Source organism: Thalassotalea sp. G20_0 (assembly GCF_017744175.1).
Taxonomy (GTDB): Bacteria; Pseudomonadota; Gammaproteobacteria; order Pseudomonadales; family Endozoicomonadaceae; genus Endozoicomonas.
Map to the genome: position 1 here is coordinate 37,336 of NZ_JAGHQV010000013.1, position 15,840 is coordinate 53,175.

Annotated in this window: 9 protein-coding genes; 4 read left to right on the forward strand and 5 right to left on the reverse strand. The window is 48.3% G+C overall.

Going from position 1 to position 15,840, the window contains the following annotated elements:
- The first annotated feature begins 42 nt into the window (after nucleotides 1-42).
- Both J7438_RS10005 and J7438_RS10010 read left to right on the forward strand, forming a co-directional pair.
- Nucleotides 43-1,893, forward strand: a complete 1,851-nt coding sequence (locus J7438_RS10005; RefSeq protein ID WP_209276430.1) for a TonB-dependent receptor domain-containing protein — start codon at nucleotides 43-45, stop codon at nucleotides 1,891-1,893.
- Between the two features lie 138 nt (nucleotides 1,894-2,031).
- Entirely contained in the window at nucleotides 2,032-2,598 is a 567-nt protein-coding gene (locus tag J7438_RS10010) for an ATP:cob(I)alamin adenosyltransferase (RefSeq protein ID WP_209276431.1), read from the forward strand.
- A gap of 46 nt (nucleotides 2,599-2,644) precedes the next feature.
- Here J7438_RS10010 and J7438_RS10015 read toward each other — a convergent pair whose 3' ends face one another.
- From J7438_RS10015 to J7438_RS10025, 3 genes are all read right to left on the reverse strand, one after another.
- Nucleotides 2,645-5,734, reverse strand: a complete 3,090-nt coding sequence (locus J7438_RS10015; RefSeq protein WP_209276432.1) for an efflux RND transporter permease subunit — start codon at nucleotides 5,732-5,734, stop codon at nucleotides 2,645-2,647.
- Nucleotides 5,735-5,737: 3 nt separating this feature from the next.
- On the reverse strand, nucleotides 5,738-6,841 hold the full coding sequence (locus J7438_RS10020; RefSeq protein WP_209276433.1) for an efflux RND transporter periplasmic adaptor subunit: 1,104 nt from the start codon (nucleotides 6,839-6,841) through the stop codon (nucleotides 5,738-5,740).
- A 90-nt stretch (nucleotides 6,842-6,931) separates the two neighbouring features.
- Nucleotides 6,932-7,648: a TetR/AcrR family transcriptional regulator gene (locus J7438_RS10025; protein WP_209201088.1), complete on the reverse strand. Its 717-nt coding sequence runs from the start codon at nucleotides 7,646-7,648 to the stop codon at nucleotides 6,932-6,934.
- Nucleotides 7,649-7,898: 250 nt separating this feature from the next.
- Here J7438_RS10025 and J7438_RS10030 point away from each other — a divergent pair, with 250 nt between their 5' ends.
- Nucleotides 7,899-8,837, forward strand: coding sequence for a CNNM domain-containing protein (locus J7438_RS10030; protein ID WP_209201089.1), 939 nt, complete (start codon nucleotides 7,899-7,901; stop codon nucleotides 8,835-8,837).
- Nucleotides 8,838-8,957: 120 nt separating this feature from the next.
- Here the strand turns inward: J7438_RS10030 and J7438_RS10035 are convergent, their stop codons facing one another.
- Together J7438_RS10035 and J7438_RS10040 are read right to left on the reverse strand one after the other, a co-directional pair.
- Nucleotides 8,958-10,484: an IucA/IucC family protein gene (locus J7438_RS10035; RefSeq protein ID WP_209276434.1), complete on the reverse strand. Its 1,527-nt coding sequence runs from the start codon at nucleotides 10,482-10,484 to the stop codon at nucleotides 8,958-8,960.
- A 168-nt stretch (nucleotides 10,485-10,652) separates the two neighbouring features.
- The gene (locus tag J7438_RS10040) at nucleotides 10,653-13,352 is read right to left on the reverse strand and encodes a hypothetical protein (protein ID WP_209276435.1); all 2,700 of its coding nucleotides are present in this window, start codon (nucleotides 13,350-13,352) and stop codon (nucleotides 10,653-10,655) included.
- 512 nt (nucleotides 13,353-13,864) lie between these two features.
- On the opposite strand from J7438_RS10040, the gene J7438_RS28245 reads away from it, so the two are divergent.
- On the forward strand, nucleotides 13,865-15,802 hold the full coding sequence (locus J7438_RS28245) for a GMC oxidoreductase (protein ID WP_209276436.1): 1,938 nt from the start codon (nucleotides 13,865-13,867) through the stop codon (nucleotides 15,800-15,802).
- The last annotated feature ends 38 nt before the right edge of the window (nucleotides 15,803-15,840 follow it).

A 15,840-nucleotide genomic window follows, 5' to 3' on the forward strand; every position in this document is an offset into this window, starting at 1 on the left:
CAATTTTTAAGACCATTCGCTTACGTTAAGGATGTAAACAAAATGTCGTTTAATCATTGTTCTGTTTTTGCACGTACCGGGCTTTCGGTTGCTGTGGCAATGTCTGTGATGAGTTCTGCTGCGGCTGCAGAAGATGTTTATAAGCTTGGAGAGGTTGTTGTTACTGCAACAAGGACGGCTCAAACTGTTGATGAGACGTTGGCTCCTGTGACGGTGATTGATCGTGAGCAGATTGAGCGGAGTCAGGCTATTTCCGTTACAGAACTTTTGACACAGGCACCTGGTGTTCAAATCGCCTATACAGGTGGTGTTGGCAGTAAGACGGGGGTTTATTTACGGGGCACAAAAACACAGCAGACACTGATTCTCGTTGATGGTCATCGTATGAATGGAGCTTACGCCGGTGAGGCTCCTTTGCAGTATTTAGATCCAGATCAAATCGAAAGAATAGAAATTGTCCGTGGACCGCGTTCAACGCTTTATGGGGCTGATGCGGTGGGGGGTGTTATCAATATCATCACTCGAAAAGGTGGAAAAGAGCCTCAATTGACGGTTAAGGCTGGTGGTGGTAGCCGAAATACCGGTGAATATGGTTTGAACTTTAATGGTTCAGTTGGCAGAACGCAGTTCAATGTGGGTGCTCGTCTGTTTGAAACTCAAGGCTATGATCGTACGACGAATCAGCTTGGTTCGGACTGGGATGATGATGCGTTTCGAAATAAGTCCATTTCGGGCAGTTTGTCCCATCGTTTTGAAAATGGTATTGATGCAGGGGTTAATATCTCTCACTCCGAAGGCAAGGCTGAATACGATAATAGTTTTGGTAGCAGCGCGCCGGAGTATCCAATTTCATTTTTTGAACAAACGACGTTCAATGTTTACGCATCCTTATCGGTCAATGAGCTGTGGAATACTAAAATTGATGCAGGTTACGTCCAGGATGATCGAAAAGATGTAGGAGCTCGCCCAAGCTATGCGGAAGGCGAAATTCTTTCCCTGAACTGGCAGAATGATATTGCCTGGGCTGATGAGCAATTGCTGATTGCGGGTGTTGACTATTCAAACGATAAAGTAACCACCAGTAATAACTATGCTATCGATGAACGTTATAATGTTGGGGTTTTTGTTCTTAATCAGTCGTCTTTTTCTGGTAGCGATCTACAGGTAGGTGGACGTTTTGACAAGAATGAAGTGTATGGCAATAACACAACGGGCAGTGTGTCCTGGGGCTTTGATTTGCCTGCTGACACTCGTCTGATCGCCTCTTACGGAACAGCATTCAGAGCACCTCCATTCGTTGACCTGTATTCTCCATATGGTCCGAATCCGGATTTGAAGCCAGAAGAAGCCAGAAATGCTGAATTAGAATTACGGGGTGTCTGGAGTCATAATACTCAGTGGTCGGTCAGCGTGTACCAGAACGATATGGATAATATGCTCGAATATAATCGTGATACGAAACGCACAGAGAACATTGCCGAAGCGAGAATGCGTGGAGTTGAGTTTGTGGTCACCTCTCGGATTTATGACTGGGACCTAAACACCAATTTGAGTTTTGTAGACCCGGAAAATCGGTCAGGAGATAATGCGGGTAAAACGCTGCATCGTCGAGCCAAACAGCTTTTTACAATGAACGTCGACAGAAATTTTGGCAAATGGACGATCGGAGGCACTTTCAAAGCTCAGGGTAAAACATGGGATGACGCCCCAAATAAGGTTGAAATGCCCGGGTTCGGTACGTTTGACTTAAGAGCATCCTTGGCGGTCTCTCCTGAGTTGAAAACACAGCTTAAAGTTGTCAACCTGCTGGATAAGGAATACACAACGACTAAAGGCTATATCGATGAACCCAGAGGCGTATTCGCTACTCTGATCTGGTCTCCCGATTTATAAACTCGACCCCGTACCACGTTTTGCGTGGGAATGCAGACCGTACTATCAATAGGCTCTGAAGTGTTTGCCAGTTACCGTATGCATTCCCACGGAAGAGCCGTGGGAACGAGGTTGCCTCTGCAATAAACAGGTTTGGCCATGCCTCTAAAATACTCCGGCGATATCCGCGAACTCTGCTACCCATTTATCTACGAAGACTCCCCCTTGTGTGATTATGAAATTATCACCGACGAACTGTGCGCAACCCTCGGTGGCGTTATCAGCGAGTTGGAAGGCGATCAACGGTTTTTCGATATCTATGATTTCCTGGATCAACTGCAACCCAGAATTTTCCATATGAATGGTTCAGTCCGTGGCAAGCAGGCGATATTTGAACAGCAGATACAGTGGCTGGCAGGTTACTTTGATCACTACCAGCAAGAGATTGAAGGGCAGCTGCACGGCTTTGTACTTCCCAGGGGCGGTCGTCCCGTACAACTACTGCACAGTTGTCGTTCACTCTCCAAGAAGGCAGTCAGGGCGCTGGTCAAGGTAGACGCTCACGGCATTGAGGTGCCGGATGAGCTGCATCGGTTTGGCAATATGCTCTGTAATCAGTTCTTCCGTTTAACGGTGGTGATCAATCGCCGACTCGGCATCGTAGAACCTGAATACCAGAGTTTGAGCTATAACCTGAAGCCGCCATCCAGGAAAGAACAGCAATAACAAGTGGCATCAGTCGGCTTCCGTCAGAAGCCGACATCGCTATGGATCAGTAGGCAATATTCCGGTAATTGAACCCTTTAAAGCTGACTTTGTACAGCAGGGAATAGATCACCGGCAGCACGATCAGTGTCAGTACCGTAGCAAAGCCCAGGCCGAAGATAATGGTCACGGCCATGGATTTGAAAAAGGCATCAAACAACAATGGAATCATCCCCAGCATGGTGGTCAGGGCGGCCATACAGACGGGCCGCAGGCGGCTGACCGAGGCGTGGAATATGGCCTCATGTTCTTCCCGGCCTTCTTCCAGCTCCAGTTTGATCTGTTCCACCAGAACAATACCGTTCTTGATGATCATCCCCGACAGACTCAGCAGGCCCAGCAGTGCCATAAAACTGAACGGTGCATTCAGCGCCAGCAGCCCGGCCACAACGCCAATCAGTGCCAGGGGAACCGTACACCAGATAGCTATAGGCTGTCGTATGGTGTTAAACAGGAATACGGTAATCAAAAACATCCCCAGATAGCCCAGCGGTATTGAGGCAAAGACCGCACTCTGTGCATTAGAAGACAGTTCATGAGCGCCACCCCATTCCAGCTGGTAACCATCGGGCAGTGGAATGGCTTCGATGTTTGCACGGACCTTGCGCAACACGCTGTCGGCGGTTTCATCACCCAGCAACTCCGGGTCAGCCATCACGGACATCATGCGCTTACGGTCCCGGCGGATGATCAGGGGGTTTTCCCATTCGGTATCGAAACTGGAAATGGCCTGGGTGATGGGCACATAACTGTTATAGTCAGCACTCCAAACCTGTAGATCAGTAATGCTATCGGCATTCAGACGTTCGGATTCCGGAGAGCGGACAATCAATGGCATTAACTGGCTGCCCTCACGATAGACGCCAACCTGACGGCCGCTGAAGTTCACCAGCAGAGCGTCGTCCAACGCCTGTTTGGAGATACCACTGCGGCGGGCACTGGCTTCATCCAGGTGAGGGCGAATCAGGCTGACCTGATTACGCCATCCGTGTCGTATATGCGTGGCCATCGGTTCATTCCGCAGTACATTGATGGCCTGTACCGCCAGAGAACGTAATACTTCCGGGTCTTCGCCATAGAAACGGGCTTCAATTTCTGCTGCGGGTGAAGGGCCATTCTGTAAGTATTTGATCCGATATTCCACATCACCGAAATCTTCGGTCAGACGGATTTCCAATGTCGGGATCAGCGGTGTGATGGCTTCCAGGTTATCCGTCTCGATAATCAGCTGGCCGAAACTGCTGTATTGCTTTTCCGGCATATAAGGGAGAATAAAACGCTGTGCGCCCTGGCCAATCACCGTTGTTACATTTTTTACGCCGGGGAGCGTCAGCAGTAGTTGCTCAAACTCCGCCACCCTTGTTTCGGTAGCACGGACATCACTGCCCTCAGGCATCCAGAAATCCACAAAGAACATTGGCGTATTGGATGGTGGGAAAAAGACATTTTTCACCGAACCAAACCCCATAATCGCCAGTACCAGTGCCAGAATCGTCAGGCTGATGGTGATGGGGCGGTGAACCAGAGAGAACCCGAGCAGCTGTTTATACAGGGTGAACAGTGCACCCTGGTAAGGATCTATGGATTCACCCGCCGCCTGTCGGGCAGCCAGCTCGTCCTTTTTAAACAGAATGTTGCAGAAGAAGGGGGTCAGGGTGATGGCTGTGATCCAGCTCAGGAACAGGGAGATCAACAGCACCTGGAACAACGACAGACAGAATTCACCGGTGGCATCATCAGAAAGGCCAATAGGGGCGAATGCCATAATGGCAATGACGGTGGCACCCAGCAATGGCCACTGGTTCTGGCTGACAACCTGTTTGGCGGCCTGCAACCGGGTGAGTCCCCGTTGAATACCAACCTGAATCCCTTCTGTGACGACAATGGCGTTATCCACCAGCATCCCCAGGGCAATGATCAGGGCACCCAGGGAAATCAGCTGGAGTTCAATGCCGATCACCTTCATAACAATGAACGTGCCGAGGATGGTCAACAGCAGAACAGCGCCCATCAGCAGGCCTGCACGTACGCCCATGGCCAGCAGCAGTACGACAATAACAATGGCAATGGATTCCAGCAGGTTGATCAGGAAACCATTGACCGATTCCGAAACGGTTGCCGGTTGGTCGTATACTTTGGTGAGTTCAATGCCAACCGGTTGCCCGGACTGAAGCTCATCAATGCGCTGACGAATAGCGTCGCCTATATCCACCACGTTAACACCGGAAGCGAAGGAGATGCCCAGTGACAGAGCCTGGCGGCCATTGGAGGAATAGAGTGTGTCCGGTGTTTCATCGAAGTCTCGACGAACAGTGGCGATATCGCCGAGTCGAACCAGCTGTGTGCTCCCCGGCGGGCTGATGATCAGCTGTTCCAGTTCACGAATGTCATTGAACTCACCGGTGGGATGAATGCGAATGGAACGCCCTTCAACCAGCATATTACCGGCATTGGAGACCACGTTCTGATTCTGGATCAGGGAGAATATCCAGGCTGGATCGATACCCAGGTTAGCCAGCTTGGCCTGGGACATCTCAACCACCACCTGCTCCTGACGGGCACCGGCGATGGAGACTTTCTTGACCCCTTCAACCAGCACCAGCTCACGTTTCAGGTAATCGGCGTAGTTTTCCAGGTCCCTGGAGGTGTAGCCTTCCCCGGTAATGTTGAACAGCATGCCATAGACATCGCTGTAGTCGTCCACCACAACCGAGGCGTAGACGCCGGGCGGCAGACCACTCTGGGTGTCATTGACCTTGCGGCGCATTTCATCCCAGATCTGGGGCAGTTGATCTTTGTCGTATTGTTCTTTCATCTCCACCATAATCTGGGAACGGCCATTGCTGCTGATGGAATCGATGTGTTTGACATACTCCATCTGCTGAATGGCTTCTTCCAGCGGCAGGGTCACTTCTTCTTCCACCTGTTCCGGGGAAGCTCCCGGATAGTGGGTAATCACCATGGCCTGTTTGATGGTGAACTCAGGGAACTCCAGCTGGCCCAGTCCAAAAAACGACATTGCACCACCAACCAGCAGGATAACCACAAACATCCAGCTGATCACCCGGTGGGATATGGAATATTCGGCAATATTCATGGCTTATAGTCCCCGTTCCTTGCGCAGCGGTTTGACTGGCATGCCATCGTATAGCTGACTGAGACCTGCGGTAACGATCTGGTCACCGGTATTGAGGCCTGACAGAACCTGAATTCCCGCTTCGGTAATCCGTCCTGTGGTCACTTCGACAGGGGTAACCTGACTGGTATCCTGATCAAAACGCCAGACCACCGTCTTATTGTCAGTGTCAGTTTTGGAAACGGCTGAAATGGGGACCAGAACGTATCCTGGTTGCCCCCGGGTATCGATGACCCGGGCCAGGTCAATAATGACTGTGGCGGTCATGCCGGGAAGAATGTTCATATTGGTTGGTGCCATCCGGGTGAAAATGACTTCATAACTCTGGGTGCCCGGAGTTACCCGTGTAGCATGTTCTTTATAGTTGACCGGAAACTCCTTGCCAGGTGCACCCGGGAAGGTGGCAATGGGCTGATAGCCATTGTTGACCGCCTTGGCGTTGACATGGGAAACGATACTTTCAGGTACCTGGATGCTGATATCGAGCCGGTCGCTGCTTTGCAGAATAAGGACCGGTTGCTGGGCCTGAACCTGCTGGTGCGATTCGGCCAGAGTCTGGGCAACCCGGCCACTGAAGGGTGCTGTCAGTGTCGTATACGCCAGTTTGTCCCGGCTTAATTTCAGCGCCGCTTCCGCAGATTTCAGTCTGGCACTGGCAGTATCGTAGCTCGATTGTGAAATAACTCTCTTTTCTAACAGGGAGCTGGCGCGTTCAAACTCTGCCTTGGCCAATTCATAATTCGCCTGACGATCCTGAAGCTCATTGCGGATATCCCGGTCATCAAGATAAGCCAGCACCTGTCCTTCAGTCACATCATCGCCCTGTTTGACCTCGATCTTGTCGATCTGTCCGGGTATACGGAAGGATATTTCAGCTTCTTCGGTCGCCGTTACTTTGCCTGGAAAATAACGTAACTGCTGCTGCTGGGGATCTTTTACCGTAAAGAGTTTTACTGGCCGGATGACTTCTTTATGCCCGGTTTGCTCCTGATCGCAACCGGTCAGCAGGGTGAACGTCATTAACACCATCACGGCGATGGATGATCGGGATGAAGGGGTGAGATGCATTCTGAGGTAGCTCCAAAACAGTTGGGTAGAAGTATCTGGTAGACATGCTTGATGTGTACCGCGTTCCTGGAATCAATAAATTCTGGCTGGTTAACTGCTTATATATGTAGCAACAACCTGCTCAGCCTGAAGCTTGCAGTTGTCAATCATGGGTGGTGGAAACGGCGATCTCCATCCCCAGCCCTGCAGGTATTTGGCCAGGTTGGAAGTGAGAAGGCTGAAGCCATTGTCTTTCTGCAGGGAGGATTGTTTAAGGCCAAACCCGGACATGCTGATCTGGAACAGACCTTCGCCCAGACTCCAGATGCCCATCACAAAATCAGTCAGTGCATCCTCGCGATTCTGGTCGGTTATTTCAGGGTTGTCCGCCATTAACTCAATAATCAGTGCTTTAACCATCTGGCTCATCTTATGGTAGATGTCGTCCAGTGTCTGTGCCCGTCCTGTTGATGCTCGTTGCCAGATATCCGGGGTCATTGCCAGTTGTCGTAGAAAGTAGTGATTGGGCTGTCTGGCATAAGACAACCAGATGGCAATATTAAGCGTCAGAAGACGTTCCATGGCGGGTACCGGGCTGCTGAGCACTTTATGGAATACAGTCGCAATCGTGCTGGAGATAGTAATGGCGCAACCCAGCAACAGATCTTCCTTGCTGGAGAAGTGCGAATATACGGTTCCCATTGAGAACTGGGCTTGTTTGGCAACTTCAGACATTTTCAGGTCCATAAAGCCCTTTTCCTCAAGAATGGTCAGGGCGGACTGAATAATGGTCGTTTCTCTCTGTGCCCGTTTGTCGGATGCTGACATGGCAAATAACCGTGGTGGAGAGCAGGAAAATTAAGTAGCAGGACTGTTTGAATAAAAATCGAATTATATTCGAATTTTGTTTTAAATAAAGGTAATTATTCAGGTGTACAAAAGTAGTTAACGTTAATAAAGAAGAAAAGTGGTCGAAAACAATATATTACAGGCTTTTTACATGCTGGCGGGCTTGCTCGGCTAATGGTCCCCCACTTAAACTGCTTGCTGTCTAATTGCTGTTTTTCTGGAGGTATGGATGCTCCTGGTCGTTCTTTTTGCATGCCTGATTGTCGCTGTTACTGCTTTTTTATCCCTTCTTGAATCATCGTTGGTGGCGGTTGATGAGTTAAGGCTGGTCACGATCCTGTACAAAAGGCCCGACAATAAAAAGGCTATCCAGCAAGTCTTTCAGAAAAAGCGGGAGCACCTGTCAGCGATTGTTTTGTTGAGCACACTGATCAGTATTTCTGGCAGCACTTTCCTTGGAGCGCTGGCTGCCAGAGAATTTAACGATCTCTGGATGGTTGTTTTTACGGCACTGCTCGCTTATTTTATGCTGGTATTCGCCAAGGTTCTGCCCAAGCTGCTGGCAGTGCAGATTGCTGATAGGGTCGTTGCCAGATATTCACCTTTTATCCATCTTATGTATTCAGTGACCAGACCTGTGCTGCTGTTAGCCTTGGTCTGGACCCGTCTTTTACCCAAGCCCATTGAAGAAGACAGAAGCAGTGATGAACTCCGGAGTATTATCAAGCATTACAATAAGCGTGGGGTGATTGGTAAACGTCAGCGAAAACTGGCCGACGCTGTACTGACTTCCCATCAGCGCCAGCTGACTGAGCTGGTTGAGCGCTCAATACCCGCTGTCTGTCTCTTATCCGAGGCAACCGTCGCTTCTGTTGAAACGACGATTCGCTCATATCCCTGTAAGCGTTATGTGGTTCTGACCGATGGCAAGCCTACAGGAATTGTTCTCTATCGGCATATCGCCCGTTGTCTGGTTAATGAAAAGGCTGATATCTCAGTGGGAGAGCTTATGAGAAAAACCATTAATCTGGCACCGGAAACCTCATTGCATGAGGCAATGACAGCGCTTCAGGAGGCCAGGGCGTCCATTATCCTGCTTTTGGGAGAGACGGTAGAACAGACCCGGATTGTCACCGCGAAAAAGTTGTACCAGGCTTTACTGCGCTGACTTCAAATCAGGCGACAGATATTGTTAACTGGCTGTACCCCAATTCATCTTCGACAATTTCTCCGGTGGTAATTTCAAGGCGTTGATAAAAGGTATTACAGGCACAATATCAGGAGCCTCTTACGGTCTGACCACACTGATATTCTTTCTTCGGGAGTATGCATCCTGATGCTGGAAATAGTGAGGAAGTGTCATTTTCACCAGTTCAGAAAACCATTCAAACTCTACGCAGGGTGTGTTGCAGGAATCAATGTTGCCTATTTTATCCATAAAAAATGAGTAGTCATAGTCAGGGCATTTTCTTTTGATGTTCAGGAAAATACCCTGGCGGGTCATCACTTCAAGCAATTCCCGGGCAAATAATTTTTCAAAATACCCATAGCGGTAAAAAGTCCCTGGGGTATGGCGCGTTCGATGTTGATCTGTGCACCCATCGGCTCCTGGCAGTGTCCAGTTATCCTGGTAGCCATGGACGGTCATTTTTGCACGCCAGCAACAAAATTCCGGGTCCCTGGTGGTGGGTTCTGATTTAAAAAAGACTTTCGTCAGGTTAAACAGTACTTTTTTGGCGATTCCCTCCATTATGACGGCGGCATCAGGAATAAAGTTTGGTTCCCAGTACTGGGCATGATCACGGAGATGCTCCGGCAGCTGGTGTAGCTGGACGTCACTCAGGCGGCAGTTCACGCCGCCCATATCACGGTAGATAAAATCAATAGCGGGTAAATCGTTGTGATCCATTGTCAGCTTCAGCAATACGTTTTGACCATGAAACTCAAGATAAAAGCGCTGCCTGTAAATGTGATCGACCATTTCTTCCGCAATGGGCTTGAGTAATGCGTCGGTAATAAACTGGGTAGGCGTCTTTTGGCTTTGTTCAACCAGGGTGTTGAGTAAAGGCCAGTTGTTTACGCCAAACAGTGCATATAGTGGGATAATGTAGTGGCCTTGAGTCGTGAATAATTCCGGAACAGGTCTATGGATCATGCCGGCACCGGATAGCTGTATGGCTTCTTCTTTCGGGTCAATCAGGTGGGCATCAGGAACGAAAGACAAATTTTCTTCCAGACACGTAAACTTCTCTGTTTGTTTATTTTTTAATACCGACGAATTCGCTACGCTGGCTGCACACTCTTTTTGATAAAGCAACCTGCGAACACCCCCTATTTCCTCATTCAGGCTGACTTTGACCATGGCGAATTCTGTTGTGCTGCCAGTGGGCAAGGCAATCAACAAGGTTCTGAATGAGCTTAACGCTAAAGCGGGAACATCAACCTGTGCATGCTGATATTTTGATATCAGGGGGGAAAACAGCGTTGTGGATTTCGGGTGTACCAGATACAGGATTTGATCCTGACCTTCGACCGTGCGCGTGATTGAGCAATGCCCTTTGCGGAGCTGAAACAGTTTTCCTTCAGAACAGGGAATCCAGTAGCCTTTCATCATAAACGGCTGGAAAGTGCCGGGATGGTATTGATCATCGCTGGCCTCATACCCATGATGAAACCCGGCAACGATCTGTTGATTTTCATTAACAACGTGCCGGCTCTCTTCTGCCATCGCCAACCGGGTTTTTTCGGCGTATATATACGCCAGGAAGGTATCTGGCAGAGCTTTGAAAGTATCCCATAGTGGACTTCTATCCATTTTTTCCCTGCAGGATTGGATTTCAGTCTGAAAAAACTGATCAACAAGAGATAAGCAGTTCCGTTCGGATAACTGACTATTGCCGGGGGGGAGTGAACGATTTTTCGTCTCTGTCAGCGCAGTGTAAACATGGGGGATACCTGTTGTGGCCGCAATCATCTTCCTATCCTATGATGTTTCCACTCTGTATCCAGTCTGAGCCATCCTGCTTTCTGGCTGAAAACCAAATCGACGGTCAGCTTCCAATTGACTGGTCTCCTGCGTGCCGACGGTTACAGGCAGGCGACGTGGCTGCATGATTTTATCACTGCTTTGTGAAGCTTCCCGATGGATATATAAGCCGTCGTTCTCATTCGGACCTCTGGCGTCTATGAATTGCTCTTTAACCAGATAGCCAACCAGGTGCTTGGGCAGATCCTGCTGAAAGAGTGCGTATTGCCAGCGATTAAGTGCATTACCCCTAACCCGGTATTGTTGATCAAGTTTTTCTCGATATGTCTCATTATCAGCACCTGATGATTGATCAGTCCCAAAACCGAGCAGGTGCATCAGTTGATAAATGTCATCATCACTTCTCTCGTGATTAAGACGCCAGAACTCATCGGATACAAAACGATAAACATGTTGATAAAGCGAAACGGGGGTGTAGTGGGAGTGCAAAAGATGGCTAATGGTTTGCTGACTTTCAGGCGTGAGGTTCTCATAGGCATCAGCTTGAGCCCGGCCGGAGACGATGGACAGCCCTGTAAAGTGATTAACTTGCTCCTGACAGCGAGCTGCCATGGAGGATTCACTACTGTGTCCAATGGCACTGGCAAGAGATGCTGTAACGCTGTCTTGCAAAAATTGCTGAATACAATCCTTTATGTGGCTGTTACTGCCAGAAACCAACGGAAGTAACAGCGATTGTATTCTGCCTGAGAAACCTTCGTTGCATCCTTCTAAATCATTGCCAACAATAGCGACAAGATTATTTAGAGCATTGCTGATTGAGTTGTCTGTCAGGTTGTAAACTTCGGCATAGAATAACTGGCTGACAAACATTTCAAAATACTCAACAGACTCGTCAACCATCCCGCGACCGCTGTAGCCATGGTCTCTCATGCCTGAATAGCGATTAAGTCGCTGGATAAAGTTTCTTTCCAGTGCGGCTAGCGCCCCATCAATACCGGGGTTGCTGGCTCTGTATTGCTGATACGCATGGCAATCCCGGAGTGTCTGGCACAGAGCCTTGATGTTCCTGTGCAGCTGGCTCCCCGCGTACATGACATCCCTTTCGCTATCACCATAGATCGCGTAGAGTTGCTCCTCGTCAATGACCGGTTGATCCGCCGGTTTCCTGAAGTAGCATACTGCGTGATGCCGTAAAAGGTCATGGCAGCGTTCCAGCGATTTCGCCTCAATCCCTGAAATGTGTTGGATATTCGTCAAGGCGTTTTGAATGGACAGTAATGCCTGAGGGCTGTTGGTACCTTTTATTTGTTGGTAAATCTCATAGAGTAAAGCTGATTTATAACTTTTAATGGAATCCAGCTCGCTTATTCCCATTTCCTTCAATACGTCAATGGCAGTGCGCAGGCTTCTGGTACTTGTCAGCTCTTTAAGCAATTGTTGAAGCTTTAATAACTTGTTGAGGTGCGGACAAATGAGACGTAACTGTGCAACATTCAGATTGGTGCTGTAGGTTCCGCGCAGAAACTGCTTGGGTTCTCCGTTAGCACCATACATCGCAAGTTCTGCGTAAATTGATTCAAACTTGTCCTTAAGGAAGTCCCTGTCATCATGATTCTCAAGATTGATGGAAAGGGTATTGAACAGCAGACAGGGTTGCGCCTGGGGTAAAGGGCTGATCAAACGTTGACACGCTGTTGTCATACGTAATGGATTTCTGAGAATTTCGGCCATTGATTTTTTTCCGATGCTGACAAAATGATCAGCGCTATCCTCTGAAATCCTGTCATCCACTCCCAGCAGGTCACCCACTATACATAAAAAATCGTCATACCATTTGTTTAATTCTTCCAGATGCTCTCTGAGTTTGATCATTTGATCTTTAGTTAATGAAAATCCGGTTTCTCCATCATAATTTGCTTCCACATCATGCAGTAGGTTCTGGCTGAATAGCAGGTCGAAAAAGCTATAGCCAAGGGCATGATTGCCATCGGGGATTTTGATCAGGAAACGCCCCTCAGTTTCATAGGGAGCCTGTTGGTAGCCAATGTCTACCGTATACATCTCTCTAAACTCCGGTTGTACTTCAGCGAGTTCTATTAGATGAGAGAGCCTGGCCCTGACGCTGTCTCCCAGGTGCTTATCACTTTTGCACTCCCTATAGGTATCTGCAAGAGTGCTTGCGGCTAACTGATCGACTTCGTGTTGGTCCCAATGAAGCCAGTGACTGATCAGCTTTCGTTTCTCAATGGCAGCTTTTTTCTCCGCCTGTTGATCAACATGGTTGGCAGTGGCTGTTTCAATAGTATTGGCATCCCCGCCATGTTCATGGAAAAAATTCCGAAGGTACTCCAGATGCCCGGCAATTTGCTGTCGCAATGGTAGAAGCTGCCTGAATGCTGATGCGTCTTCAAGAAGGGTAATGACTTTGGCCCGGATCTTTAAATCAAAACATTGAGTGAGATGTTCAATGCTTTGATGTGACCAGGTTCCTGACAGGTTTGATGTGCTGATAATTTGCTGAATAATATGACCATAATCAATATCAGGGGTTGTCTCACAGGGAGGCTGTGGTATATCCATGGCTACTGCCAATGGTTGATCAGTATGGGAGGACGATACTGATTGTTGCGCCCCGGCAGCAGATGTAATTTGAGGGGTTGTAGGGGTAAAGGGCCTTGGATGAATAGGGGGCATGGATAAAACCTGATAAACGCAGAAACTGAATATATTGACCCGGGAGTTGATAGGAAGTTCACGGGAATGCCGATTTTTTCTGCAAGGAGAAACACTTGACCCGATGAGAGTCTTTTCATATCGGGGCGAAGATTTATCTGCGATTATTTTGTATCATCCTTAACTTGCTCTTCAAACATACCCGGTCATAGATTGAGTTGTTCTTATTGGAATAAAGAGTAAAGCCAGAGTATTGAGCTCAGCCTTCTTCGGTCAAAAAGTAGCTCAAGCTCTTACAACTGAAAAATAATAATATAAGGGCTGTTTAGATGAAGCTAACAAGATTGAGTATTTTTTTGCTAGCCATTATAACCTCAGGCTGGTCCGGCGCTGCTGAAGCAATTTCTATTTCCAAATTGTACTGCATGTTTTTCTATTGTGGATCAGAACCAGAGCCAGAACCATTACCAGAACAAGTACCAGAGCCAGAGTATGACTTTGTTGTTGTAGGTGCGGGTTCAGGTGGAGGAACTGTGGCATCACGACTTGCGCATCTGGGTCATTCAGTATTACTCATCGATGCGGGTGACGATCCAGCTGACAATAATCCAACCTACCCTGTTCCTGCTGCTCACCCTTTTGCCAGTGAAAAGCCAGGCAAAAGTTGGTCCTATTATGTAGAGCACTACAGTGACCCTGCGAAGGCTGCACGCAACACTAATGCGATGTGTCGTATCAATGATAATCCTGAGAGGCGCGTCAGCTGTATTGTTCAAGACAATGGCAACTGTGATTGTCCCGACGGAACTTCTCGAGAAGGCATTTTCTATCCTCGAGGTACCGGGATAGGTGGCTCCTCAGCTAACAACGCCATGATAAATGTGCTGCCAAAAAATTCAGACTGGGATTCGTTAGCTGAATTGACGGGCGATTACTCCTGGTCGGCCAGCTATATAAATAGTACCTATCTGCCTATTCTTAATGATTGGGCCTCTATTGAAAAATATGAAGCGGACTGGTTGGTTAACGATATACATGGTCAATATGTTCAAGAGATGGTTGAGTCTGCAGTATCCGTTGTGAACCCTCCCAATTTTGACAGTAATAAATCCATTGTTGAAAACCTGAATGACAATAACCTTTTAGAAGCATCGCTGGCTAACGAGGAAGAGGGGATGTGGGTGTTGCCTGTGGCTCATAAAGATGGCTTCAGGGCGAGTGTTCGTGAGCGAATCCTGGCAAGTGCCTGTTTGGCGGATCCCTTAAACCCGGATGGGTTGTCGGATAGTCAGCGCGAAAACAGGTGTAAAAACGATGGTCTCTGGGACTATGACAATGATAGTCCGTTGCTGGTTATTCAGTACAATTCTCTGGTTACAGAGGTGTTGTTTGATAGTCAGGACAGTAAACAGGCGACGGGGGTTGAGTATGTAGTGGCTGAAGGCGCGTACACAGCAGATAAGACTCATCAGGATGCTTCAGGCCAGACTCGTAATCAAGCCTATGCGGCCAAAGAGGTGATTCTGGCGGCAGGTGCGTACAATACACCGCAACTGCTGATGTTGTCCGGTATTGGTGATCCTGAAGTGTTTAATCGTGCTGATATCAATATTCCCCTGCGTCATGCATTACCGGGAGTCGGAAGAAATCTGCAGGATCGCTATGAAGTAGGCATGGTATACGAGGCACCCACCAAACTGGAGTGGTTTGAGCGCTGTTTGTCATTCTTTAATAATATTCTTGGTGAAGGCTGTGTGGCGTATTTGAAGGGGGTAGCGACGCTGAATACACAGAGTGAGAAATCGGTGTTGTCAACCAATCTGAGCTTTGCGTCAATACTGACAAAGTCTTCACCAGATAAGCCTGAGGAGGATCTGCATATCTTTGGCCTGGTGAATCAGTTTACCGGTTATTTTGATGGCTACAGTGCGGTGGGATTGCAACCAGAACGATTCACCTGGGTGATATTGAAAGGTCATAATGAAAATCGTGGCGGTATTGTTACGCTGAAAACGGATAGCCCTTTTGACCGGCCTTCAATTAATTACCATTACTTCGAAGATGGCAATGAGAACACACTGAAACTGGGTGGAAATCCGAATTCAGGCGAGACTGACCTGGAAGGTATTCTCACGGGCGTAAAGTTGGTGCGTGATATTGTTCATAATGCAGAAGCCGTGTATGGAACACAATATCAGGAAATTTGGCCGGGGAGATCGTTGCAATCAGATGAGGAACTCAAGCAGGCAATCAGAGATGGTGCCTGGGCTCATCATGCGTTCAGTACTGCGGCTATCGGTAGAGACGATGATACTTTTTCGGTGCTGGATAGTGACTTTCGTGTACGGGGCATTGAAAACTTACGTGTTGTGGATGCATCAGTATTCCCAAGACATGTGGGGACTTTCCCGATACTTGCCATTTACCTGATGGCCGAAAAAGCTGCTCATGATATTGATCGGGTAAACTAGGAGGCTATTCCAAAGTTATATTTTTCAGGTCCATTAGA

What these genes read in the sequence shown, in the direction of transcription:
- J7438_RS10005 (WP_209276430.1), top strand. Translation starts at nt 43, where the DNA reads ATGTCGTTTAATCATTGTTCTGTTTTTGCACGTACCGGGCTTTCGGTT.
- J7438_RS10010 (WP_209276431.1), top strand. Translation starts at nt 2,032, where the DNA reads ATGCCTCTAAAATACTCCGGCGATATCCGCGAACTCTGCTACCCATTT.
- J7438_RS10015 (WP_209276432.1), bottom strand. Translation starts at nt 5,734, where the DNA reads ATGAATATTGCCGAATATTCCATATCCCACCGGGTGATCAGCTGGATG.
- J7438_RS10020 (WP_209276433.1), bottom strand. Translation starts at nt 6,841, where the DNA reads ATGCATCTCACCCCTTCATCCCGATCATCCATCGCCGTGATGGTGTTA.
- J7438_RS10025 (WP_209201088.1), bottom strand. Translation starts at nt 7,648, where the DNA reads ATGTCAGCATCCGACAAACGGGCACAGAGAGAAACGACCATTATTCAG.
- J7438_RS10030 (WP_209201089.1), top strand. Translation starts at nt 7,899, where the DNA reads ATGCTCCTGGTCGTTCTTTTTGCATGCCTGATTGTCGCTGTTACTGCT.
- J7438_RS10035 (WP_209276434.1), bottom strand. Translation starts at nt 10,484, where the DNA reads ATGGATAGAAGTCCACTATGGGATACTTTCAAAGCTCTGCCAGATACC.
- J7438_RS10040 (WP_209276435.1), bottom strand. Translation starts at nt 13,352, where the DNA reads ATGCCCCCTATTCATCCAAGGCCCTTTACCCCTACAACCCCTCAAATT.